General features: G+C 38.6%; 21 protein-coding genes, 1 other RNA gene and 2 pseudogenes. 8 read left to right on the forward strand and 16 right to left on the reverse strand.

Annotated features, from left to right (window positions below; all coding sequences use genetic code 11):
- The first annotated feature begins 69 nt into the window (after positions 1 to 69).
- Positions 70 to 744, forward strand: a complete 675-nt coding sequence (locus tag V7122_RS16625; protein WP_335527639.1) for an SIMPL domain-containing protein — start codon at positions 70 to 72, stop codon at positions 742 to 744.
- A gap of 45 nt (positions 745 to 789) precedes the next feature.
- On the opposite strand, the gene ssrS is transcribed toward V7122_RS16625, so the two are convergent.
- From ssrS to V7122_RS16645, 4 genes are all read right to left on the reverse strand, one after another.
- Positions 790 to 970, reverse strand: a non-coding RNA gene (gene ssrS / locus V7122_RS16630) — 6S RNA.
- Between the two features lie 96 nt (positions 971 to 1,066).
- Positions 1,067 to 1,624, reverse strand: coding sequence for an elongation factor P (gene efp, locus V7122_RS16635; RefSeq protein ID WP_335344102.1), 558 nt, complete (start codon positions 1,622 to 1,624; stop codon positions 1,067 to 1,069).
- Between the two features lie 77 nt (positions 1,625 to 1,701).
- A complete protein-coding gene (locus tag V7122_RS16640) occupies positions 1,702 to 2,763 on the reverse strand; it encodes a M24 family metallopeptidase (RefSeq protein WP_335353467.1) in 1,062 nt (353 codons plus the stop codon).
- Positions 2,764 to 2,926: 163 nt separating this feature from the next.
- Entirely contained in the window at positions 2,927 to 3,439 is a 513-nt protein-coding gene (locus V7122_RS16645; protein WP_335344100.1) for a YqhR family membrane protein, read from the reverse strand.
- A gap of 319 nt (positions 3,440 to 3,758) precedes the next feature.
- Between V7122_RS16645 and V7122_RS16650 the strand changes: the two genes are divergently transcribed.
- Positions 3,759 to 4,703 (forward strand): DUF1385 domain-containing protein, encoded by a 945-nt coding sequence (locus V7122_RS16650; protein ID WP_335344099.1) that lies wholly within the window; start codon positions 3,759 to 3,761, stop codon positions 4,701 to 4,703.
- A gap of 58 nt (positions 4,704 to 4,761) precedes the next feature.
- Entirely contained in the window at positions 4,762 to 5,148 is a 387-nt protein-coding gene (locus V7122_RS16655) for an SA1362 family protein (protein ID WP_335487161.1), read from the forward strand.
- Between the two features lie 20 nt (positions 5,149 to 5,168).
- Here V7122_RS16655 and V7122_RS16660 read toward each other — a convergent pair whose 3' ends face one another.
- From V7122_RS16660 to V7122_RS16675, 4 genes and pseudogenes are all read right to left on the reverse strand, one after another.
- Positions 5,169 to 6,053, reverse strand: a complete 885-nt coding sequence (locus V7122_RS16660; RefSeq protein ID WP_335353465.1) for a patatin-like phospholipase family protein — start codon at positions 6,051 to 6,053, stop codon at positions 5,169 to 5,171.
- A gap of 388 nt (positions 6,054 to 6,441) precedes the next feature.
- Positions 6,442 to 7,044 (reverse strand): annotated as a pseudogene (locus tag V7122_RS16665) (hypothetical protein); the annotation flags it as partial.
- Positions 7,045 to 7,335: 291 nt separating this feature from the next.
- Positions 7,336 to 9,291: pseudogene (locus V7122_RS16670) on the reverse strand (vitamin B12-dependent ribonucleotide reductase); the annotation flags it as partial.
- 398 nt (positions 9,292 to 9,689) lie between these two features.
- The gene (locus V7122_RS16675; protein ID WP_335344096.1) at positions 9,690 to 10,229 is read right to left on the reverse strand and encodes a GbsR/MarR family transcriptional regulator; all 540 of its coding nucleotides are present in this window, start codon (positions 10,227 to 10,229) and stop codon (positions 9,690 to 9,692) included.
- A gap of 298 nt (positions 10,230 to 10,527) precedes the next feature.
- Here V7122_RS16675 and V7122_RS16680 point away from each other — a divergent pair, with 298 nt between their 5' ends.
- From V7122_RS16680 to V7122_RS16690, 3 genes are read left to right on the forward strand one after another with little or no spacing between them, the layout of a single operon-like run.
- On the forward strand, positions 10,528 to 11,802 hold the full coding sequence (locus V7122_RS16680) for a quaternary amine ABC transporter ATP-binding protein (protein WP_335527644.1): 1,275 nt from the start codon (positions 10,528 to 10,530) through the stop codon (positions 11,800 to 11,802).
- Positions 11,790 to 12,638 carry an ABC transporter permease gene (locus V7122_RS16685; RefSeq protein WP_335527647.1) on the forward strand — a complete coding sequence of 283 codons (849 nt, stop codon included), beginning with the start codon at positions 11,790 to 11,792 and terminating at the stop codon, positions 12,636 to 12,638. The genes V7122_RS16680 and V7122_RS16685 overlap by 13 nt, the downstream gene beginning before the upstream one ends.
- Positions 12,638 to 13,549 (forward strand): glycine betaine ABC transporter substrate-binding protein, encoded by a 912-nt coding sequence (locus V7122_RS16690; RefSeq protein WP_335527650.1) that lies wholly within the window; start codon positions 12,638 to 12,640, stop codon positions 13,547 to 13,549. The genes V7122_RS16685 and V7122_RS16690 overlap by 1 nt, the downstream gene beginning before the upstream one ends.
- A gap of 110 nt (positions 13,550 to 13,659) precedes the next feature.
- Here V7122_RS16690 and pdxT read toward each other — a convergent pair whose 3' ends face one another.
- The gene (gene pdxT, locus V7122_RS16695) at positions 13,660 to 14,256 is read right to left on the reverse strand and encodes a pyridoxal 5'-phosphate synthase glutaminase subunit PdxT (RefSeq protein ID WP_335527718.1); all 597 of its coding nucleotides are present in this window, start codon (positions 14,254 to 14,256) and stop codon (positions 13,660 to 13,662) included.
- A 1-nt stretch (position 14,257) separates the two neighbouring features.
- Positions 14,258 to 15,145, reverse strand: a complete 888-nt coding sequence (gene pdxS, locus V7122_RS16700) for a pyridoxal 5'-phosphate synthase lyase subunit PdxS (RefSeq protein ID WP_335344091.1) — start codon at positions 15,143 to 15,145, stop codon at positions 14,258 to 14,260.
- Positions 15,146 to 15,404: 259 nt separating this feature from the next.
- Between pdxS and V7122_RS16705 the strand changes: the two genes are divergently transcribed.
- A complete protein-coding gene (locus V7122_RS16705) occupies positions 15,405 to 16,805 on the forward strand; it encodes a PLP-dependent aminotransferase family protein (protein ID WP_335487181.1) in 1,401 nt (466 codons plus the stop codon).
- 66 nt (positions 16,806 to 16,871) lie between these two features.
- Here V7122_RS16705 and V7122_RS16710 read toward each other — a convergent pair whose 3' ends face one another.
- From V7122_RS16710 to V7122_RS16735, 6 genes are all read right to left on the reverse strand, one after another.
- Positions 16,872 to 17,474 (reverse strand): response regulator transcription factor, encoded by a 603-nt coding sequence (locus V7122_RS16710; protein ID WP_335487184.1) that lies wholly within the window; start codon positions 17,472 to 17,474, stop codon positions 16,872 to 16,874.
- Positions 17,471 to 18,613 carry a sensor histidine kinase gene (locus tag V7122_RS16715; RefSeq protein ID WP_335527653.1) on the reverse strand — a complete coding sequence of 381 codons (1,143 nt, stop codon included), beginning with the start codon at positions 18,611 to 18,613 and terminating at the stop codon, positions 17,471 to 17,473. Before V7122_RS16715 ends, V7122_RS16710 begins: the two co-directional genes overlap by 4 nt.
- Before the next feature lie 3 nt (positions 18,614 to 18,616).
- Complete coding sequence (locus V7122_RS16720) at positions 18,617 to 19,357, reverse strand: ABC transporter permease (protein ID WP_335527658.1); 741 nt, start codon at positions 19,355 to 19,357, stop codon at positions 18,617 to 18,619.
- A 1-nt stretch (position 19,358) separates the two neighbouring features.
- Positions 19,359 to 20,258, reverse strand: a complete 900-nt coding sequence (locus V7122_RS16725; RefSeq protein ID WP_335347891.1) for an ABC transporter ATP-binding protein — start codon at positions 20,256 to 20,258, stop codon at positions 19,359 to 19,361.
- Positions 20,259 to 20,421: 163 nt separating this feature from the next.
- Entirely contained in the window at positions 20,422 to 21,345 is a 924-nt protein-coding gene (locus tag V7122_RS16730) for a ketopantoate reductase family protein (protein ID WP_335347892.1), read from the reverse strand.
- A gap of 108 nt (positions 21,346 to 21,453) precedes the next feature.
- Positions 21,454 to 22,290, reverse strand: coding sequence for a lipoate--protein ligase family protein (locus V7122_RS16735; protein ID WP_335347893.1), 837 nt, complete (start codon positions 22,288 to 22,290; stop codon positions 21,454 to 21,456).
- A gap of 174 nt (positions 22,291 to 22,464) precedes the next feature.
- Between V7122_RS16735 and V7122_RS16740 the strand changes: the two genes are divergently transcribed.
- On the forward strand, positions 22,465 to 22,845 hold the full coding sequence (locus V7122_RS16740; RefSeq protein WP_066293581.1) for a rhodanese-like domain-containing protein: 381 nt from the start codon (positions 22,465 to 22,467) through the stop codon (positions 22,843 to 22,845).
- Positions 22,846 to 22,863 lie beyond the last annotated feature (18 nt).

A 22,863-nucleotide genomic window follows, 5' to 3' on the forward strand; every position in this document is an offset into this window, starting at 1 on the left:
TTCGAATGTTCTATTTCCTATAGCCGTATACATTTACAAATCCCAATATACGGAAAGCGAGGGAAAATGATGTATTATCAACAGCCATCCTTTAGAACACCTCCTGCCGGTGGAAGAAAGAAAAATATCATCAGAGTTTCCGGCATAGGAAAGGTAACTGCGGCGCCAAATCGAGCAGAAATCACATTAGGTGTTTCGACAGAAGATGTTCAATTAGAGAAAGCTCAAAACGATAATGCTGCCACAATAGGTAACATAAAAACCGCCATAAATTCAATAGGCATTCACGATGAGCAAATACGAACGGTGAATTATTCCATTTTTCCACAATATGATTATATAGAAGGTAAACAAACCTTCAGGGGTTACAGAGTAGAACATCTCCTGCTTATTACGATTGGTGATATAGAGAAGGCGGGATTAGTCGTTGATACGGCAGTAAAAAATGGAGCCAATATTATCACAGGCATTAAATTTTCTGTAAGTAATCCAATCCAATATGAACAACAGGCATTAGCTATTGCTGTTATCAATTCTTTTCAAAAGGCTGAAGCGATTGCAAAAACCTTAGGAGTTCAACTGAATAATACCCCTATTTTAATAACGGAAATGGGGCTGCAGCGCGGAGAACCTTTTCCGATTCATACAGCCGCTTTCGTTAAAAGTGAAGTTGCCACGGCAATTCAGCCAGGCACATTAGAAATGAGCAGTGAGATTTTAGCTGAATATTCTTACCTTCCATAAACATAAAAAAGCAATAACCGAGTGGTTATTGCTTAAGTATCCATATGTATAGCCGCCTTTGCCGCCGATTTATATGGAGTTTCATACCTGCTCCTCCAGGTGGGTGTCCGCAATTACTGCCCAAACGTCCTCTCATTGGAGGCATGTTTTTCAAGTAATGGTATTGAACTCCCTTAAAAAATATAAAGGTTGAAACTTCATATACAAGCGTACAACGCAGCTTCTATATACTTATAATACGTAATATGGACGAAAACTTCAAGTGGAAATCATTTACAGCATAGGGCCATTAATAGGAATGACCCCTTTCAGATTCATTTATTTACGCCCTAGATACGTATGAGCCTTCATCAGTATTGATAATTAATTTATCACCCTGGTTGATGAAGAAAGGCACTTGAACGATAAGGCCCGTTTCAAGCTTCGCCGGCTTAGAACCGCCAGAAGCTGTATCCCCTTTAATACCTGGCTCTGTCTCGATTACTTCCAACTCAACTGTATTTGGAAGCTCCACTCCTAAAGTTTCAGTATTATACATCAAAATATGAACTTCCATGTTTTCTTTAAGAAATTTCAATTCATACTCAATGGCAGATGCCGGTAATTCAATTTGATCATATGATTCATTGTCCATAAAAACATGCTGGTCCCCATTAGCATATAGGTATTGCATTTTTCTATTATCAATTTGTGCTTTTGCAACTTTTTCACCCGCACGGAACGTTTTTTCCTGAACATTTCCATTACGAAGATTACGCAGTTTTGAACGTACGAAAGCTGCACCTTTCCCTGGTTTTACGTGTTGGAAATCCATTACACGCCAAATTCCGTTATCTACCTCGATCGTTAAGCCTGTACGAAAATCATTAACAGAAATCATTAAAAAATCCTCCTAATTGTCTAACATGTCTTTGCTAGCTCATTCGCCAAAAAGGGCGTACTTTAAAGCTATTTACATTATAAAATGATTAGTTCTTTTGTTGAATGAGTGAGCGATTCATTATGGTCTTTTGTAATAACCGTATCGTCTTCAATCCGAACTCCGCCAAGTCCAGGGATATATATGCCCGGCTCCACAGTTACGACCATACCAGGTTCTAGAATAACATCTGATTTAAAGGAAAGTGTTGGTCCTTCATGAACTTCCAGTCCAATCCCATGGCCAGTGGAGTGACCGAAGTTTTCCCCGTAACCCTTTTCAGTAATATAATCGCGTGTAAGAGCATCAGCTTCTTTTCCGCTCATTCCAGGCTTAATGCCATTCATACCTCGTAATTGTGCTTGAAGAACAATATCATAAATCTCTTTAAGCTTGGCCTCAGGCTCTCCAACTGCTAGAGTTCGAGTGATATCTGAAATATATCCATTATAATAAGCACCAAAATCTAATGTAACGAAATCGCCTTTTTCAATTACTTTGTCACTAGCTCGTCCATGCGGAAGTGCAGATCGGTAGCCGGAAGCAACGATAATATCAAAAGAAGATGAAGCAGCGCCAGCTTTTCTCATAAAGAACTCTAATTCATTCGACACATCAAGCTCCGTTATACCGGGACGAATGAATTCAAGAATATGTTTATATGCAGCATCCGCTATATCAGCTGCTGCCTTTAATATCTTAATCTCTGCCTCACTCTTAATCAAGCGTAACTTTTCAATTTCGCCAGATACAGGTACTAATTCTGCATCTACTGCCTTTTCATATGCTTTGTAAGCAGAAAAAGTTAAATGGTCCTGTTCAAAGCCAAGCTTTTTAATGCCTAGTTTCTTTGCTTGTTCAGCTACCTCATCAGGGATGGAGCCTGCATGTTTTACAATTTCATAGCCTTCACATTCCGCAGAAGCCTGCTCAATATAACGGAAATCAGTAATGAATTGTGCATTTTCCCCACTGATCAGGACTACACCTGCAGAACCGGTAAAGTTTGTCATATATCGGCGATTATACTCACTTGTGATCAGCATACCATCAATGCCTAATCGTTCGAGAACCGATCGAAGTTTCTGAAGCTTTTCCATTTTTTCTTCTCCCCCTAAGTAAGCTGAATATCCCTATTTTCTAATAGTAAATGTACAGCTGAATAATTCACCAAGAACATTCTATCACAATTGAATTTATTTTAACTACCATGAAAAACCAAATTCGTTTAATCATTCACCTTTTCATATAGGATGATAGCCATTAGGATTTCGCCTCATTTTCCCTGCTTTCTTTATATTTCACTTCGCCCTCTTCATAAGATATCGAATATCCGACAAATACACCATATAATACATATAAACATATAGATGTAATAATCGTATTCCTCTTAAGTTCATGGAAAGGGCTTATCCCAGGAAAAATAGGATTTAGCACAAAAAAAACTAGCAGAAAAAGAACAATTCCATAAAAAACCCCTACCCAAATACTAGGCATCCTTCTTAGCAGGGCATAATAGATAAGTGCTGCTACAATAGAGATCACACCTATTATCAGAAGGGAAATGACTGTTCCGAGCCAGCTATCCTTCCAATCTCCAATTGTCCATGGATCTAATATGACCTTCGGGTGTATTTCTGTTAAATTAATAAAGTGAACAAAATAACCAATCCCGCTCCAAAGTATCCCTCCAATTAGTCCTGTTAATATAACCATCGTCAAGAAAGACATCGGCTTTTCACTTTGATTTTGATCAGTTTGTTTATCTTCTGCCATATTTTCCACCTCCATTTATATTATGTCCCTATGCCATTATTCACTTGCATGTCAAAATGAATTAAGGCTCCCTGCTTAATTAAATATATCTTCCTAAAAAAGTTAAATTATTTAAGATCAAATATTTAGTCATTCCTAGAGGTTTTTTTGGATTTCTAGTAGAATAAAGATAGGTACATACAGCTTTAGACGTATTCACATTTTGAACAAGGTTTTTCAAGCATACTTTATGTTTTGAACTAATAAGGTGATTTTGAAATGCACCCTTGTTTATTTAGCTGTTAAATTCCGAGTCCAAATTAGGTTGGTGCAATTACACATGTCAAAAAATCAAAAGCCTGTATACGGAGGTCAAGCAGTTGTAGAAGGAGTCATGTTTGGTGGAAAGCATCATTATGTCACTGCTGTCCGTCGCAAAGACGACTCTATAGAATATTTCGAGCTTCCCCGCAAATCGAATTCTTCCTTACAATTAATCAAAAAAATCCCATTTCTTCGAGGGATTGTTGCCATTATTGAGGCAAGCGCAAATGGCTCCAAGCATTTAAACTTTTCAACTGAAAGATATGATTTGGATCCAAGCGATGATGAAAAATTGAATGAACAAGAAGGCTCTAAATTAACTATGTGGCTAGGTGTAGCCGCGGTTGGTGTTCTTTCCTTTCTTTTCGGAAAGTTTATCTTTACTCTTGTTCCTGTTTTCTTAGCAGAGTTGACTAAGCCTATTTTCCCCGGACATTTTGCCCAAATCCTAGTAGAAGGCTTTTTTAAACTGCTGTTACTGCTTGCCTATATATACTTTGTGTCATTAACCCCTATCATCAAAAGGGTGTTTCAATACCATGGTGCAGAGCATAAAGTAATTAATGCTTTTGAAAACGGAAAAGAGCTAACAGTTGAAAATGTTCAAGCCCAATCAAGACTGCATTACCGCTGTGGAAGCAGCTTCATATTATTCACAGTTATTATTGGGGTTTTTGTATATTTACTCGTACCAACTGAACCATTATATGTACGTGTCCTCAACCGTCTTGCTCTTATTCCTGTAGTACTCGGCATTTCATTCGAGGTTCTGCAATTGACGAACAAAGTCAGAAATGTCCCAGTATTGAAATATTTGGGAATTCCAGGTCTTTGGCTGCAGCTTCTCACAACAAAGGAGCCAAAAGACGATCAAGTAGAGGTAGCGATTTTATCGTTTGAAAAATTATTAGAAAAAGAAAAGGCTTCAGAAGCACAATTAAAAACAGAAGAAATCGTTTAATTTTTTAATTTTCGTAAGTTTAAAAGAATGGAAAAATGCTCATCATGCTCATAGGGAGGTGGCTTTCTTGAAAAATCGGATTACACTATTGGTTATCTCTGGTCTCGTTCTCCTAGCTGTTTTAGGAATAACATCCAGCATGATTACAAATCCTGCCGGTTTTTTGCGGAGAATAGCTGTCATTTTATTAGTTGGTGCTATCGTGTATTACATCTTTCAACGTTTTAATAGAGCTAGCCCTAAGAAACAAGAGCAGCGAGCATTTGTTCGAGCAGCAAAGAAATCAAAGAAACGTTTTCATAAGCCCGATGCTGGAAAGGTTAGCAGCCGCAAGGCAAACTCCGGTTCTTTAACTTCCATTAAAAGGACTAGAAAAAAATCTTCAACACATTTAACTGTTATTGAAGGAAAAAAAGGCAAAAAGAAAGATCGAGCTTCGCTTTAACTGGCTCGATCTTTTTTTTTCTAATAACTCCATTGTGAGAAGAATTGCTTTGTACATTTTTTACCTAAATCAACAAGTTGTTGCTTTTTCTCAGAGGTTAAATGAAATTCAGTCGTTAATACTCCTTCTGTCGGGATAAAAATAATATTACTAGCATGTTTTCTAGAAATATATCGAGAGTCATGAGCCTCTTTCATTGTCTCAAATAAAGCTTCAAACATTTGAATCGCATTTCGGATTTTATGCTGGGGATGTTCACTAATACTATGGCTTAATTGCACACCTAACACTGGCCGAACTTTTCTGACATTATCTTTATCAAATAACCACATTGGAAAATTGCTTAATACGCCGCCATCCACGATGATATTTGCGTTACGTTTAGCATATAGCTTTACTGGTTCGAAAAAATATGGAAGGCTGCAGCTCATGCGGATCGCTTTTGCAACAGAAAATGACCCCGGGTCAATCTCATACTTAATTAAGTCATCAGGCAATACGATAAGTTGACCATTCGTTAAATCTGACGCTATGACACGCAACGCTTGTGGAGGAAGATCCGAAAACTTCCTTACTCCCTTGGCCGCAAGCTTTTCAGCTAACCATTTCTCAAGCTCATCGCCTTTATATAAGCCTAGACGCCAAAAAAGAAAAATCCATTTTGTAACGGCAAAAGGAAGATACGTCTTTCGTGGATCAAGAAATTTTTCCAGTTGTAATTCATCAAGCATTTCGTAAATCTCTTTACTTGAATAATTAGCCGCAATTAAAGACGCTATGATAGATCCGGCACTTGTACCTGCCAATCTTTTATAACGGAAACCCCTCTTTTCGATTTCTTCATAGGCACCGATTAGCGCAAAACCTTTAATGCCTCCTCCTGAAAAAACACCATCTATATACATGGCAGCCACCCCTGTCGATGTATTAATACATTTTTAATCGATGGCTTATGAAATTAGTACGGGGGACAAAATGTATTTTTCAAATACCAGCAATTAATAAGCAAAAATTGGATTAAGCTTCAGACAGTTGAGAAAATAATAAAACAATGCCTACCAAGTTGTCTATCAAAAATGAAAGGACACCCGTGCCGTTATTCATGAAAATAACGGATTTATTGTCCGCATTAATTTCTTCAATTGCCACTGTTAATTGAAAAAGGACATAAAAAAGGAGGTACTAAATCTGATGCGATTTGTACCCCCGAAATTGATTCCATATAAGGCTTATCCCCTTTGGGCCGGAACCCATTAAGATAAGTTTTTATCCTTTTTTTGCATTAATTTATTATTATAAACCGCACTTTAATTGGGCATTGCAGTTCGTACAAGTATTACATCCACCGATTTCTTCTACATTACCTTTACGGCATACTGGGCAAGTGTTTCCTACTTCTGAGCCAATGACGTTTGTTGAACGAAGATCATTGATGGTGTCAACAAGCACAACATGCTGCTTCGTTTTTTCTTTTTTCCCGAAGCTCGTTTCTTCAAAGCTGTTTTCTTCAGCCTTCAACGTTAGAACCTGTGAATCACGAGAACCATCAACGTATACAGTTCCACCTTTTGCTCCACCGCGATACAGGCGCTCATACACTTTTTCAACCTGCTCTACGCTGTAGCCTTTTGGTGCATTAACGGTTTTACTAATAGAGCTATCAATCCAGCGTTGGATAATACATTGCACATCCGCATGTGCTTCAGGTGCTAAATCCATCGCTGCTATAAACCAATCTGGCAGATTATTTGGATCTGCTTGACTGTTTTTATCTAAATACTCTTGAACGATATCAGCTTTTACTTCAATGAATTTTCCGAGACGACCGCTTCTGAAGTAAGAGAATGAGAAGTAAGGTTCAAGTCCTGTTGATACACCAACCATTGTTCCTGTGCTCACAATTGTTACTCTCTATTTCTAGAGGGCAGGATTATTATTACCTGCTCCATATGTCGCCATATGGGTCAGACTATATCATCAACCATTTGAAATGGTTGCTCGGCATGTAGTCGTTGAGGGGTCAGCCACGACTTCCCTGCGGATTGCCTGGTAGACAATTGAGTCAACACTTTTGCATTTTTACCTAATTGTTCGCTGGCAAGGCGAGGTAGCAAAAGATACGCCAGGGTTTCCCGCATATAGCCAAGTTTACGCTACGTTTTTACAAATGTAGGGGGCAACATTTTTACCCGTAGGAGCAACGGTTAGCAAATGAGAATTACGAATACCATTTTCAAGGATAGCTTCTCGGATATCCTCAGGCATTTTCTGCATGAATCCTGTCTCAGTAAAGGCTTTTCGCAATCTATTTGTTTCATTTTCTGTTTCAGCAGTTAAGAATGGGAAGCTTCCCTTTTCTTTTGCGAGATCTACAGAAGCACGGTATGCTGTTGTCGCAATTGTTTCGAATACTTTATCGACAAGCTCATTGCCTTTTTCAGAACCATATTCAGTCTCACAATAAATTAATAAGTCATGAAGACCCATTACACCAAGACCAACACGGCGCTCGCCAAGGGCTTGCTTTTTATTGTCTTCTAAGAAGTATGGCGTGGCATTAATGACATTATCCTGCATTCTGACTCCAACTTCGACTGTTCGCTTTAACTTTTCAAAATTAACTGTTTTATTGTCTTTATCCGCCATTTCAGCTAAATTGACAGCGGCTAAATTACAAACACTATACGGTGCGAGAGGCTGCTCTCCGCATGGGTTTGTTGCTACTACCTTCTGCCCATACGCTTTAGCATTCGTCATGTCGTTAGCATTGTCGATGAAGAAAATTCCTGGCTCTGCTGAGTAAGTAGCGCAAATATTAATTAAGTTCCAAAGCTCTTTCGCTTTGATTTTGCGGTAAACTCGTACCTTATGACCAAGCTTTTCCCATTCACGAACATCTCCAACTTTATGCCATTCTTCATTATAAATGCTCATTTCCTCTTTATCATAAGCTTCTACATCTGGGAAGCGAAGTTCATATTCAGCATCATTCTCAACCGCATCCATGAATTCCTTTGTTAAACATACAGAAATGTTGGCTCCTGTAAGGAATTCAGAATTATGAACAGAATAATTACCGCCCATTTCAAGCTTATCTTCTGCATCATGAATAATTTTCTCGCTGAATCCACCATATCCAGGAATATTTTTATAATTAATTATTCCTTGGTACATAGCAATCTCTTGCTCAGTGAAAGGAGTAAATTTCAGTTTTTCTTTCGCATATTTTTTGATCATTTCATCATTTGTCGTTTCAAGAAGGAATCTTAAGATTCTTGGGTTTTGCATTTTTGAAATGATAAATTCAATAATGTCAGGATGCCAATCCGCCAGCATAATCATTTGCGCACCGCGTCGCGACCCACCTTGCTCTACAAGATGCGTCAGTTTAGCAATATCATCCAGCCAAGATACTGACCCAGATGATTTACCATTCACGCCCTTTGCCAGTGTATTGCGTGGTCTTAATGTTGAACCATTCGTTCCAACCCCGCCTCCTCGGCTCATGATTTCCATCACCTGCTTGCGGTGCTCGGAAATGCCTTCACGGGAATCAGCGACAAACGGCATAACGTAACAGTTAAAATACGTTACATCCGTATCCGCTCCCGCTCCGTAAAGAACACGGCCAGCTGGAATAAAATTCAAGCTAGAAAGCTCTTGATAGAACTTTTCGAACCATTCTTGCCTTTTTTCTTCTGTTGCCTCAACAGAAGCTAAGCCAGTTGCGTTACGTTTCGCAATTTGCTCATAAAAAAGCTCTAGCGGTTTTTCAATGACATCTAGAGATTTCTTGATGAGTCCTGTTTTTACTTCTTCTGGGTCATCAAGCACCCCTCGATAGTCTTCTTCCACTAGAACTGTTGCAGCTTTGTTTTCCCAATCAATATCTACAATGTAACCGAGCCCTCTGGCAGGGAATTTTGGATCTTCTTTGATGGTGAGTACGACAAAGTCCCCATTAGTTAAGGTGATTTTTTCCGTATCCTTAAATGTATACCTATCAAGCATAACTAAACGGGAGACCCCTTTGTGGGTCATTTTCATATCAGAGGTGATAGGATGAACTTGAGGAAATAATCGAATGTCCTGGTTTAAACGATCAATATTTAAACTCATTTTTTGTCCTAATGCTACAGACATTTTTACAACTCCTTCAAAATATGATATTCAATTTTTTAATATGAAACTAGGATTTGGCAGATTCTAGTTGTTTTTATTAATACACTTAAGGTATCATATCAAAAATCTAAAATCAATAAATAAATCTATATATAGTAGTAAAAATATTTCTTGCACTACTACATATTGTGTTTGATTCACGTTTATTTTTTTTTGTCAAAATCAAAAAAAACTAGAATCGGGAGAAAATAAAAGATAATCCTAGTTAATAGACAGATTTAGACAAAATTTAATATATTTCGCGGCTTGCATTTATTCTGCACAAAAAAAAGCATGTCCTGAGCAAATCACTACAATTGGTTATCTCCACAAAAACAAGGATGACTCAAAGTTAAAGAGTCACCCTCTGCATTCTCTGTTTATTTCTCTTCATCCTTAGGAATAAAATCAAAAATCTTCCCGGAATCAAAACTGTCAACTAGTCGATTTAGCCATTCATAATAGCGAAGTGCATCCTTCAATTTCTCCATATCAATTCTGGCAGCCATACGAATTTCCTCATCTGTTTCCTCAGAGTTAACTAATGACTCAAGCTCTCTTAATGATTTTTTCATGGCTGACACATTCATTGAAATTCCTGCCCTCCATTTAATCGTAAAAAAGTCGGTGAAGGTTTGATACCAATCTTCCTCCGCTTGATATAGATCCTTTCTAATTCCCTTTTTCCAAATCTTTTCTACCATCTTAAGCTCAAGCAGCGTTCTTACAGAAGTACTCATACTTGTTTTGCTCATTCCGAGTTCTTCTTTCATTTCATCTAGAGTCAATGGCTGATCGTGAAAATACAACATTCCATATAATCGTCCAACCGAATCGGTAACACCGTATAAGTTCATATTCATAGCAATCGTTTCAATAACACGCTCACGCGCATGCTCAAGCTGTTCTTTTCCATTCATGTAAACATTCACATCCATAAATGTAAATTTATTTAATCTGTATTTGAAAAACCTTATTTTTGAAAATTGGCTGATCATTTTATAGATTAACATGTTTTTTTTGAAAGTAAAGCTGCTTTTGATTATGGAAATGGCAGTAAATGAAAGGGATTGTAAGGAAACGTTAAGTACAGTACGTTCAGTTTTTACTGTACAAACTTTACGGATGAATATGAAAGAATACCGGCTTTGCCCTTTAGTTTCTAAAACTTATACAATTAAAAAGTCTTAATGCTCGGCGTGAATATAAACGAGGTGAATGGTTTTGAGTGATAATAACGCAAAATTAAGCGTGAGAAATGTAACAAAAATATTCGGAAGGAATGGAAAAAAAGCATTACAGCTTCTAAATGAAGGAAACAGCAAAGGTGAAATTCTAAAAAAGACCGGTGCAACAGTAGGTGTAAACAAGGCAAGTTTTCATGTGTATACCGGAGAAATCTTTGTCATTATGGGACTTTCAGGAAGCGGTAAATCTACATTAGTTCGTATGCTTAACCGGCTTATTGAACCATCTGTTGGCGAAGTATTGATTGACGGAAAAGATATAACGAAAATGAAAAAAGACGAGCTAAGGGAAGTTCGCCGAAAAAAAATCAGTATGGTTTTTCAGAAATTTGCCTTATTACCCCATCGGACTGTGCTCGAAAATACGGAGTACGGTTTAGAAATTCAAGGGGTAAATAAGGAGCAAAGGAAACAAAAGGCATTAAATGCCTTAAAACTTGTAAATCTTGAAGGATATGAAAACCAATTTCCTGATCAGTTAAGTGGGGGAATGCAGCAGCGGGTCGGGTTAGCAAGAGCGCTCGCAAACGATCCGGATATTTTATTAATGGACGAAGCCTTTAGCGCATTGGATCCATTAATTCGAAAGGACATGCAAGATGAATTAACAGAGCTTCAATCAAAAATGGAAAAAACGATTGTATTTATTACCCATGATTTAGATGAGGCCCTTAGAATCGGCGATCGCATTGCGTTAATGAAAGACGGGGAAATTGTTCAAATTGGCACCCCTGAAGAAATATTAATGAATCCTTCAAACAAGTATGTTGAACGATTTGTCGAAGATGTTGACTTGTCTAAAGTATTGACTGCAAACCATGTTATGAAAAGAGCGGAAACCGTACAAATCGACAAAGGCCCTCGAGTTGCCTTGCAAATGATGAGGGAGCTTGGCATTTCTAGTATATACGCAGTAGATAAGAAAAAATCTCTCCTTGGAGTGATTCATGCAGCCGATGCAAAATCAGCTGCCGAGCATGGAAAAACCTTGTTTAACATCCTCGATAAAAAGGTGCAGAAGGTTGCAGGAGACACATTGTTAACAAACTTGTTTGATAAAGTATCGACTGCATCGATTCCAGTTGCTGTTGTAGATGAAAATGACCGGCTTCAAGGAATACTTGTCCGTGGTGCAGTAATTGGCGCCCTAGCGGGAAATAATGACGTAATCAATGATTTTGAAAAAGCAAAAGAGGAAGCGGCTGTAAGTCAAACTGATAAAGGGGTGATCAAATGGAAAGCGTAATGCCAAAACTGCCGATTGCAAAATGGATGGATCAATTTGTTGATTGGCTGACAATTACCTTTGAAGTTGCTTTCGATAGTATTTCTACAGTCCTTGAAAGTGTTGTTGACGGCCTAGTTGCAGGCTTAAGTTTTATTCCATTCTATCTATTTATGATTCTATTAGCATTAATTGCCTGGAAGCTATCATCAAAAGGAATGGCACTGTTTACTATTATTGGCTTGTTCCTCATCTATAATTTAGGCTACTGGGAACCGATGCTTGAAACACTTGCGTTAGTATTGGCAGCCGTGTTTCTATCCGTTCTAATAGGGGTTCCTGCGGGAATATGGGCTTCTCAGAGTAAACGGGTGAAAAAGATTGTTACGCCCATTTTAGATTTTATGCAAACAATGCCTGCTTTCGTCTATTTAATTCCGGCTATTTTCTTCTTTAATATTGGTGTCGTTCCAGGTGTTGTTGCATCCGTTATATTCGCAATGCCGCCAACGATAAGATTAACGATACTCGGCATTCAACAAGTCCCTGCTGATATTATTGAAGCAACTGAAAGCTTCGGCTCTACGACAAGTCAGCGCCTCATCAAAGTTCAGCTCCCGCTTGCCATGCCTACGATTATGGCAGGGATTAACCAAAGCATTATGCTTGCGTTATCAATGGTAGTCATCTCATCGATGGTAGGTGCACCTGGACTAGGTGCTGATGTGTATCGTGCTGTTACACAAATTCAAATCGGTAAAGGTTTTGAGGCTGGTCTAGCGATTGTGGTTATTGCCATAATCCTTGATCGGATTACCCAAAATATAGGAATTAAAAAACAAGGGGGAAATTTATAATGAAGAAAAAATGGATGTCTGCACTAATGATTCCAGTCCTTGCTTTAGGACTTGCGGCTTGCAGTTCAGATGAGGCAGGTAATAACGGAGATAAGGCGGAAAAAGGAGCTTCTAATCAATCTGTAGGTGACAGCGTTGATTACAAGATCATAGGGATTGATCCAGGTGCTGGAATCATGAAAGCAACAGAAGCTGCTGTTAAGGAATATGAGCTAAATGACTGGGATGTCGTTGAAGGTTCAGGTGCCGCAATGACTGCTGCATTAAAAAAAGCCTATGCCAAGGAAGAGCCAATCGTTATCACTGGCTGGACTCCACATTGGAAATTCTCTAAATTTGATTTAAAATATTTAGAGGATCCTAAAGGTGTTTACGGTGGCGAAGAGAATATTCATACAATTGCACGTCTAGGGCTTGCTGATGATCACCCAGCAGCCTACAAGTTTCTTGACCAATTCAATTGGACTTCAGAAGAAATGGCTGACGTAATGGTAAAAGTAACAGATGGTGAAGATCCGGAAAAGGCTGCTAAAGCTTGGGTTGAAGCAAATGCTGATAAAGTGAGCGAATGGACTGAAGGCGTAGATAAGGTAGATGGTGACAAAATTACACTTGGTTATGTAGCTTGGGACAGTGAAATTGCTAGTACTAACGTAATCTCAACCGTGTTAACAGACCTCGGATACGAAGTCACACTTCGACAAATCGAAGCAGGCCCACTATGGGCTGGTGTTGCTGACGGAAGCCTAGACGCAAGTGTCGCTGCCTGGCTGCCTGTCACACATGCTGATTACAATGAAAAATTCGATGGCAAATTCGAAGACTTAGGTCCGAATATGGAAGGGACAAAAATTGGGCTAGTCGTTCCCGCTTATATGGAAATCGATTCTATTGAAGATTTGAAAAAATAATCGTAAAAAAAGACAATGCCATCTTGGCAATGTCTTTTTTTTTACCATTCTTAACACATTTCACGTTCCCGCTCTGTCAGCGGTTTTTCAAGAAATGAGTCCTCTTTAATTTATCCAATTTGTACTTCTTTTTGCTTCTGACTCTCTACCATATTAACGAATATTTGAAGAAAACGAGTATCAGAAGTTAACTCTGGATGGAAAGCACAAGCAAGAACATTCCCTTCTCTTGCCGCAACAATTCTCTCATCATATTTTGCTAAAACCTCTACATTTTCACCGGTACTTTCAATAAATGGTGCACGAATAAAAACAGCCTTATAAGGATCGTCAATACCAGCTATATTAAGATTTGCTTCAAAGCTAGCAACTTGCCGGCCAAACGCATTTCTTTTTACAGTAATATCCATGATTTGCAGGTGGGATTCCTCTGAACCAACAAGTTTCTTCGCAACTAATACCATTCCAGCACAAGTTCCAAAAATGGGTTTTCCGGCCGTATAGAATTCTTTTAATGGATCGAAAAAATTGTAACGGTCGATAAGATTTCGCATAGCTGTGCTCTCACCGCCAGGGAGAATTAGTCCATTAATTTGTTCAAGCTGCTCTGGTTTCTTTACGACAACAGCCTTTAATCCCAAGGTTTCAATTTGTTTTACATGCTCGGCAACGGCACCCTGCAGTCCTAAAACCCCGATTGTTGTCATATTACCAGCCACGCTCCTGCATTCTGTCTTCAAGAGACAGCTTGGAAATATCAATTCCTTTCATTGCAGCTCCTAGCTCTTTAGAAAGCTTCCCAATTAAATCGTAATCAGTGTAATAAGTTGTAGCTTGAACAATTGCACTTGCAAATTTTTCAGGATTTTCGGATTTAAAGATACCTGAACCAACAAACACTCCATCAGCACCAAGCTCCATCATTAATGCAGCATCAGCAGGAGTAGCAATACCGCCAGCAGCAAAGTTAACAACTGGCAGCTTTCCTAGTTCTTTAATTTGCTTTAAAATTTCAAAAGACGCACCAAGAACTTTTGCTTCTGTCATTAATTCATCATTACTCATCACAGAAATTTTGCGAACCTGCGCATTTACTTTACGCATATGTCGAACCGCTTCCACAATATTACCTGTACCAGGCTCACCTTTAGTACGCAGCATTGCTGCACCCTCGCCAATACGGCGTGCAGCTTCTCCAAGATCACGGCAGCCACAAACAAACGGTACAGTGAAATCACTCTTCAATAAATGGAACTCTTCGTCTGCAGGCGTTAATACTTCACTTTCGTCAATGTAGTCTACACCCATAGCCTCTAATACTCTTGCCTCCACAATATGACCAATACGAGCTTTAGCCATTACTGGGATTGATACTGCATTCATTACTTCTTCAACAATACGAGGGTCCGCCATTCTTGCAACCCCGCCGGCAGCGCGGATATCAGAAGGCACTCTTTCTAATGCCATTACAGCAACGGCACCTGCCGCTTCTGCTACTCTTGCTTGCTCTGCATTGACAACGTCCATAATAACGCCGCCTTTTTGCATTTGAGCCATGCCTCTTTTTACAGTTTCAGTTCCTAATAATTTTTCCATATTTCACACTCCATCTCATTTAACTATTGTATTTCATGAATCTATTGATTAGTATAAAAATTTATTGACCTTCTGGAAAGTGTCAGTTTAATATGTTTTAATAGGGTCAGTTATAATTAGAAATGTTATCTGTCTCATTCCGTTTCATAAACTATTGAATTTTTTGAATCTATTGATTAGTATAAAGAGCAATTGACCGTATTGAAAGTGTCAGTTTTATAAAATATAACCAGCCCAGCATTACGGAGGTTTGATAAAAATGGAAATGTTATCATGTCACTTAAATAGATCTATTGAAATACCATTGTATGACCAATTATATCTATATATTAAAAAAGAAATAATAGAAGGACGCATACAATACGGAACAAAACTGCCATCAAAGCGGAAATTAGCTGATTTTTTAAAAATTAGTCAAAATACGGTAGAAACAGCCTATCAGCAATTGACGGCAGAAGGATATGTCGAGGCTTACCCGCGTAAAGGATATTTTGTCATGACGCATGAAGACTTAGAATATATGCAAACAAACCATTCCTTACAGGAAAATACAAAAATAAGTCAGGAATATATAAAATACAATTTCCATCCAAGCATAATTGACACTGAAAATTTCCCATTTTCCGTATGGAGAAAATACGCAAAAAATACAATCACCAAAGAAAATCATTCTTTGCTACTGCTCGGCGAGTTACAAGGGGAGATGGAATTGCGGCAAGAAATCGCTCACTATTTGTATCAAGCCAGGGGGGTACAATGTTCACCAGAACAAATAATTGTTGGGGCAGGTATCGAAATTTTATTGCAACAGCTCTTTCTTCTATTTGATAAAAAAATGGTTTATGGTGTGGAGGATCCAGGTTACCATTTGATTTTGCAGATACTAAAGGGCTTTCCAAATGAAGTGCATTCTCTTGAAGTAGATGAGGAAGGAGCAAAAGTAGAAACAATAAATCATAAAAACATCAATGTTGTCTATGTAGCTCCTTCCCACCACTTTCCATATGGAACTGTATTATCGGTAAACCGTCGAACTAAGCTGTTAAAGTGGGCTGCAGCTGAGAAAGATCGTTATATTATCGAAGATGACTATGATAGTGAATTTCGCTATAGCGGAAAGTCAATTCCCTCCTTACAAAGCATGGACATTCATGAAAAAGTGATTTATTTAGGTGCATTTTCAAAATCATTAATGCCATCAATCAGAATTAGTTATATGGTGCTGCCAAAGCCTCTTTTACAGCAATATAAAGAGAAATTGCCGTTCTACCATTCATGTTCCGTCTCAAGAATTGACCAGCATATTCTAGCTCAGTTCTTGAAGGAGGGAGATTTTGAAAGACATTTAAATAGAATGAGAAAGATTTATCGTCGTAAACTCGAAAAAGTTGTAGAATTATTAAAACCATATCAAGATAAGCTCTCTATCATTGGTGAACACTCTGGCCTTCATATCGTTCTCGTTGTTAATAACGGCATGAGTGAAGGGGAACTAGTTCAAAAAGCAGGTGAGAAAGCCATGAAGGTTTATCCATTATCCCATTACTCACTTGAAAAAAAACATGAGAATCCCCCGCAAATTGTTCTTGGTTTTGCTGGAATTCGTGAAAGTGAATTAGAAGATGCTATCCAAATGCTGTTAAGTTGTTGGAAGTTTTAATTTATAGACTAAAAAAATAGCAGCAAAAACCATGGATTTGGTCTTTGCTGCTATTTTTAGTATGTTTTAAATCCAGCCCTTTTCCTCCGCGATACTAATCGCCTCAATCCTATTTTTCACCTGAAGCTTACTAATGATTTCTGACATATAATTTCGAACAGTTCCTGCTGACAGAAAAAGAGCTGCTGAAATTTCCTTCGCTGTCTTTCCATCCGCGACCATTCGCAACACTTCTCGCTCACGTTCTGTTAGCGGATTTTCTTCTTTCATGCTCCCGAAAATTAACTCAGGAGCAAATTCACGCTTTCCCTTTATCACATTTCTAATAGATTCTGCAAGATCATCACTGGATCCGTCTTTAAGCAAGTAACCATGAACATCAACCTTTACAGCCCGTTCAAAATAGCCTGGCCGTGCGAAGGTCGTAAGGATGATAATTTTGCAGTCCGAACCAAGGCTCTTTAACTCCTCCGCAACATCCAGCCCGCTTTTGATTGGCATTTCAATATCCATCAAGCAAACATCCGGCTTAAATGCTAAAATTGTCCGTAAAGCTTCCTCTCCATTCCGAACCTGTGCAACGACTTCTAAATCGTCCTCTAAGTCCAACAGAGAGCCTAGCGCACCGCGAAGCATCCCTTGATCCTCCGCAATCACTATTCTAATCATGAAACATTCCCTGCCTCTCTCTCTTTTACGATAATGGGTACAGAAATGATCAGCTTTGTGCCATTTTCAGATGAAATATTGATAGATCCATCAATGAGTTGTAGTCTCTCCGACATTCCCTTCAAACCATTGCCGGCCATATTATTTATGGAAATCCCCTTGCCATTATCATGAATGCTTATTTGAATTTCCCCTGCTTTTTCAACAATATGAACGAAGCATTTCTTTGCCTTACTATGTTTCACGACATTTGTAACTGCCTCACGCAGGCACATACTTAATATATTTTGCGTTAATACAGGAATCCCCTCAAGCTTTGTTTCACCATGAAAAAAGAACGTAATCCCCGCTGCTTCCAAAATCGATTCAGACTCCAATAGCTCTTCAGCAACCGTAATAGTTCGCATATCAGAGACTAGCTCCCTCACTTGCGCTAATGCTGCACGCGAGGTCCTTTCAATTTCTTTTGCCTCTGCCTTCGCCCTATTAGAATCTTTCTCTATCAGTTTTCCAACTAGCTGACTTTTTAGCGTAATGAGGGATAAGGTATGCCCGAGTGTATCATGCAAATCACGAGCAATCCGCAATCTCTCCTCTCGCTTCACAAGTTCCTTTATTTTTTCATTTGCTTCATTTAGCTTCTCTTCTAGCTCCATTTTATTAGCCATTGACCTAATCCCAAATGGAGAGATAAGCATAATCACAATGAAAGGAATAAAATAGAAGTAATTATTTGGATAAAGTTCTCCGAACCTAATAATAATTGGACTAATGATTGCTAAACCAAATAAGATAAGACCCTTGAAAAATATTTTTCTATCCCGATACCATCCGATAAAATTAGCCGGAAAAAAGCCCAAAAACACATTATTAATATTATAGAAAATTGATAGAATCAAAATAATGGCAACTTGAATTAATAACCATATCGTATAGGTCCTGTCACCGTTATCAATATAATGATATAGCTGCCGGTATGTAACTAGAAATAATCCTAGCAGCATAAAGCCGGCAACTAATTTTATTCCAGGCTCAAAATAAATATAGTATCCCGGCATAAACAGATACACTAAAAAAATATACGGGAAAAATCCATACCTAGCCGGAAAAATCTCAAATTTCTTTTTCTTCACTGGCATCTGCTACACCGCCGCTTCCTGCTTTCTCCTAATATATCCTGATAATAGCATAAAAACGATCAGGTATCCTGCCAAAATTAACATATTACTCCAATCAGGGCTGTTCCCGCGAACAATCTCCCATGCGCCATTACCAAAATTATAGGAAGGCAGCCACTTTGCAAGCTTTTGCACAAAATCTGGCATAATTTCTATCGGCATCCACATCCCGCCCGAAATTGCGAGTACCATATAAATGATATTGCTAATGCCAGATGCCGTGTCCACTCGCTTCATTGTACCTACTAAAGTACCTAGAGCAAGAAACGGAAAGGAGCCTGCTAATATCCATAGTCCACTAATCACCCATTCATTTATAGAAAGAGAAACACCATTAATGATCGCACCTGCGATAAAAATAATCGAAATTGAAAAAATATGAATGATTGTTTGCCCAATCATTTTTGCAGCAAAATACGCATGATCAGATAAAGGAGTTATTCTCATAAACATCGACCAGCCTTTTGTCCGCTCCTCAACAAGTCTAATTCCTAATGTCATAATAGCTGAACCCATCACACTGAAAGTGGTCATTGACATTAAATAATGGGCCTGCCATACTTGTTTATCCTCAATGCCAGTATTAAAAATCTTTGTAAAAATGGCATAAAAGAGAATGGGCATTAACAGTGACCAAAACACAAAATATGGGTTTCGCAGAATTCTAATAATTTCAACTTTACATTGCATGCCAAATGCTTTCATATTATATTGCCTCCTTATTTTCCGTTAATTGTGAAAAAGCATCATCCAGTCGACCTTGATTAATTTCTACCCCTGATATTTGAATTTTCTGTTCAAACAGCTTCGCCAACACAAGATCTGTGTTTTCAGCCTCGATCATTATACGGTTGCCTTCTTCGTATACATGAGAAACAGTAGGCAACTGCTTTAATTTTTCGATGGAAATGCTCTCAGAAGTTGTAAAGGATATAGACTGCTTTGTCAGTTTTGCCTTAATTTCCTTAGGCGTTCCATCTTCAATGATTGACCCATAATGGAATAAAATAATTCTTTCAGAAGCATCATCGGCTTCCTGTAAATAATGAGTTGTAAATATGATTGTTTTTCCCCGCTCCTTTAAGATGCCAATTGTTTCCCAGAAACGTTTTCTTGATGTAATATCTAAGCCAACGGTTGGTTCATCAAAAAATAACAAATCGGGGTTTCCTGCCATCGCAAGTGCAAAACCGAGTCGCCGCTTTTGACCGCCAGACAGTTTATCAGCTCTCTTTTTCAATTCATCGTCCTTTAAACCAGTTAAAGCGACAAGCTCTTCAAAGCCAAGCGGATTTGGATAATAGCTTCTGAATAATTGAATAATCTCCTTGACAGTTAATGCATCAATGACACTTACTTCTTGAAGCATAGCGCCAATCTTTTCACGCACTTTTTTATCCTTCGGCTGCAGGCCAAAAAGATTTATCCTTCCCTCTGAAGGTTCAAGCAGCCCAAGCATCATCATAATTGTAGTTGTTTTTCCTGCACCATTAGGGCCAAGGATAGCCACAATCTCACCCTTATTAATTGTCAATGAAATATCGTTCACTGCTTTTTTATTTTTAAATGTTTTTGTAACATGATCCAGTACAATAATCGATTCCATTTTTTCCACCTCCGTCATTTCTACCTTTATTCTATAATTGGAAACGGGGCGGGATTAGTGGATAATGTCATTTCTTTCAAATGACATTTGTCATAATAAAAACGAAAGGTTAATAAAACAAAAAGACAGCCTTTCAAAAAGGCTGTCCAATAAAAACGTAAGCTTAATATTCACTTTCAATTGCTTTGATACGGTTATAGAGCTTTTCGTTTACCGGAGTCGAGATCCCATGCTTTCTCCCTAGTGCTAAAACTGTTCCTGAGAAGAGTTCAACTTCACTGAAGCGGTTTGCCTCTAAATCCTGTGCCATCGATGGCTTACCCTCAGGGCTTAATTTACTTAAGACGTTTAACCAATACTCGATATTCTCTTCAGTTAAATGAATCCCTTCCTTTACTGAGAGAACCATTACCTCTCTCATCGCTGCAATCATCGTCTCTCTTGCTTGTCCAAGTCTTTGAATTTCGCCATAGTTGCCTCCATAGACCGCGACCGTTTGATTAACACCGACATTTAACATAAATTTACTCCACAAATGTTTGTACATCTCAGGAATAATTTGATATGGAATTTCCTTTTTGTCAAAGAACTGCGCAACAGCTCTGACCTTTTCAATTGATTTTTCATCTGAGTCCCTATCACCAAAGCAGAGCATCCCCATATGATCATAAGTCAATTGGTTTCCTACCTTAACAGCATCCATCCCCTGAGCCACACAATATAAAACCTTGTCCATTCCGTATGCATCGCCAATAATAGCCTCGCTTGTAATTCCATTTAATGCAGACAGGATAATCGAGTGTTCCCCTACATGATTTTTGCAAGCTTGGATTGCATCAGTTAGTCCGTCATTTTTCACGGTAAAAATTAGTAAATCAGCAGGGTCTACATGCTCTTCAGGTGTTACATAATGAAAATCACAGCGTTCCTCATTGCAGTAAACATGCTCGCTCCGATATCTCTCTATTCGTCCCTTGTCAGCAATAATTCTTAGATTCCCCTTCGGCATTCTCTTTGATAGATGGTGACCGAATAGGACCCCTAATGCCCCTAAGCCTATGATGGATATGGTTTTAATCTCTTTCACACCTATACTCCCCCTTCTATACTGAATATTTTAACATACGGTGAGGAGGCAAATGGTGAAATTAACCAATTAATCAACGAACAAAAAGCGGTGCCAATTGGCCCGCCTTTATCGTTTGAAATTCCATTCATCTTGTTCATAGCGCTCTTTTGCAATTTTATTGACGTATGCTAATTCATCTTCTGTTAGCTCATATGGCTCCAATTCAATATTAAGCCCTTCGGCAAATCCTATCCGAAATGCTTCCTTTGCCTGTTCAAGCGTTATTCTTTCTTGACTAATTTCATTAATCGCAACAGCTTTATTTTTAAAGGCCCTTTGCATTCGCTCCTTCACCCGATCATTTGGGTATTTAAATAAGCTAAAGAGCTTATCTTCTTCGATATCAAGCAAAATGGAGCCGTGCTGAAGTATGACACCCTTCTGCCTTGTTTGTGCACTTCCGGCCACTTTCCGTCCTTCAACAACAAGCTCATACCAGCTTGGAGCATCAAAGCAGACAGCAGAGCGAGGATTTTTCAGTGATTCTCTCTCTTCATCCGTCTTTGGTACGGCGAAATATGCGTCCATACCTAAATGTTGAAAGCCTTTTAAAATCCCTTCGGAAATTACCCTATATGCTTCCGTAACAGTTTTCGGCATTTGAGGATGTTCCTCAGATACAATCACACTATATGTAAGCTCATGCTCATGAAGAACCCCTCTCCCGCCAGTTGGCCGTCTAACAAACCCTAGCCCATGCTGTTTAACAGCGTCCATATTAATCTCTCTATCAACATTTTGAAAGTATCCTATCGAAAGTGTCGCAGGATTCCATCCATAGAAACGAATGGTTGGTGGAATCTTCCCCGCACTATTCCAATCAAGGAGTGCTTCATCCAGTGCCATATTAAAAGAAGGAGACCCAGCACCTGTATCAATAAATCGCCATGTTTCTTTTGTCATCGTACAAACCTCATTTACAAATTGTATATGTATGCGAGTTTAGTCTATCAAAAAATTGCAAAAAAACAAAGCAACATGATTTTTGCAGGGAATTTGTCTGATTTCCTTTACTCGTCTGATAGAACACTTATATAATAGAGAAGGCAAGTTTCAGTGCGAAAGGAGAAAGACATTTTGGAAACACTTTATTTCCTTCTAATCATGTTAGGCGGATTCCTTACGTATTCCTTAATAACTTGGTTATATCAGAAGAGAATTGTCAAGACTTTGACAGAAGAGCAATTTCGCGAAGGCTACCGAAAAGCCCAGCTAATTGATGTTCGTGAACCTAATGAGTTTGAGAATGGACATATTCTAGGTGCTCGAAATATTCCGCTATCACAGTTGAAAATGCGCTTGAAGGAGCTTAGACCTGACAAGCCTGTCTATTTATATTGCCAAAGTGGCATGAGAAGCGGCAGAGCAGCCCAGTTTCTTCATCGCAAAGGGTATAAGGACCTTTCACATCTTCAAGGCGGATTTAAAAAATGGTCTGGTAAAATTAAGACAAAATAATACTGAAAAAACACACGA

Origin of the sequence: Bacillus sp. JJ1532, assembly GCF_036965085.1 — a bacterium.
Classification (GTDB): Bacteria; Bacillota; Bacilli; order Bacillales; family Cytobacillaceae; genus Cytobacillus.

Coding starts and splice junctions, on each gene's coding strand:
- V7122_RS16625 (WP_335527639.1), top strand. CDS start 70: ATGTATTATCAACAGCCATCCTTTAGAACACCTCCTGCCGGTGGAAGA.
- efp (WP_335344102.1), bottom strand. CDS start 1,624: ATGATTTCTGTTAATGATTTTCGTACAGGCTTAACGATCGAGGTAGAT.
- V7122_RS16640 (WP_335353467.1), bottom strand. CDS start 2,763: ATGGAAAAGCTTCAGAAACTTCGATCGGTTCTCGAACGATTAGGCATT.
- V7122_RS16645 (WP_335344100.1), bottom strand. CDS start 3,439: ATGGCAGAAGATAAACAAACTGATCAAAATCAAAGTGAAAAGCCGATG.
- V7122_RS16650 (WP_335344099.1), top strand. CDS start 3,759: ATGTCAAAAAATCAAAAGCCTGTATACGGAGGTCAAGCAGTTGTAGAA.
- V7122_RS16660 (WP_335353465.1), bottom strand. CDS start 6,053: ATGTATATAGATGGTGTTTTTTCAGGAGGAGGCATTAAAGGTTTTGCG.
- V7122_RS16675 (WP_335344096.1), bottom strand. CDS start 10,229: ATGAATGGAAAAGAACAGCTTGAGCATGCGCGTGAGCGTGTTATTGAA.
- V7122_RS16680 (WP_335527644.1), top strand. CDS start 10,528: ATGGTTTTGAGTGATAATAACGCAAAATTAAGCGTGAGAAATGTAACA.
- V7122_RS16685 (WP_335527647.1), top strand. CDS start 11,790: ATGGAAAGCGTAATGCCAAAACTGCCGATTGCAAAATGGATGGATCAA.
- V7122_RS16690 (WP_335527650.1), top strand. CDS start 12,638: ATGAAGAAAAAATGGATGTCTGCACTAATGATTCCAGTCCTTGCTTTA.
- pdxT (WP_335527718.1), bottom strand. CDS start 14,256: ATGACAACAATCGGGGTTTTAGGACTGCAGGGTGCCGTTGCCGAGCAT.
- pdxS (WP_335344091.1), bottom strand. CDS start 15,145: ATGGAAAAATTATTAGGAACTGAAACTGTAAAAAGAGGCATGGCTCAA.
- V7122_RS16705 (WP_335487181.1), top strand. CDS start 15,405: ATGGAAATGTTATCATGTCACTTAAATAGATCTATTGAAATACCATTG.
- V7122_RS16710 (WP_335487184.1), bottom strand. CDS start 17,474: ATGATTAGAATAGTGATTGCGGAGGATCAAGGGATGCTTCGCGGTGCG.
- V7122_RS16715 (WP_335527653.1), bottom strand. CDS start 18,613: ATGCCAGTGAAGAAAAAGAAATTTGAGATTTTTCCGGCTAGGTATGGA.
- V7122_RS16720 (WP_335527658.1), bottom strand. CDS start 19,357: ATGAAAGCATTTGGCATGCAATGTAAAGTTGAAATTATTAGAATTCTG.
- V7122_RS16725 (WP_335347891.1), bottom strand. CDS start 20,258: ATGGAATCGATTATTGTACTGGATCATGTTACAAAAACATTTAAAAAT.
- V7122_RS16735 (WP_335347893.1), bottom strand. CDS start 22,290: ATGACAAAAGAAACATGGCGATTTATTGATACAGGTGCTGGGTCTCCT.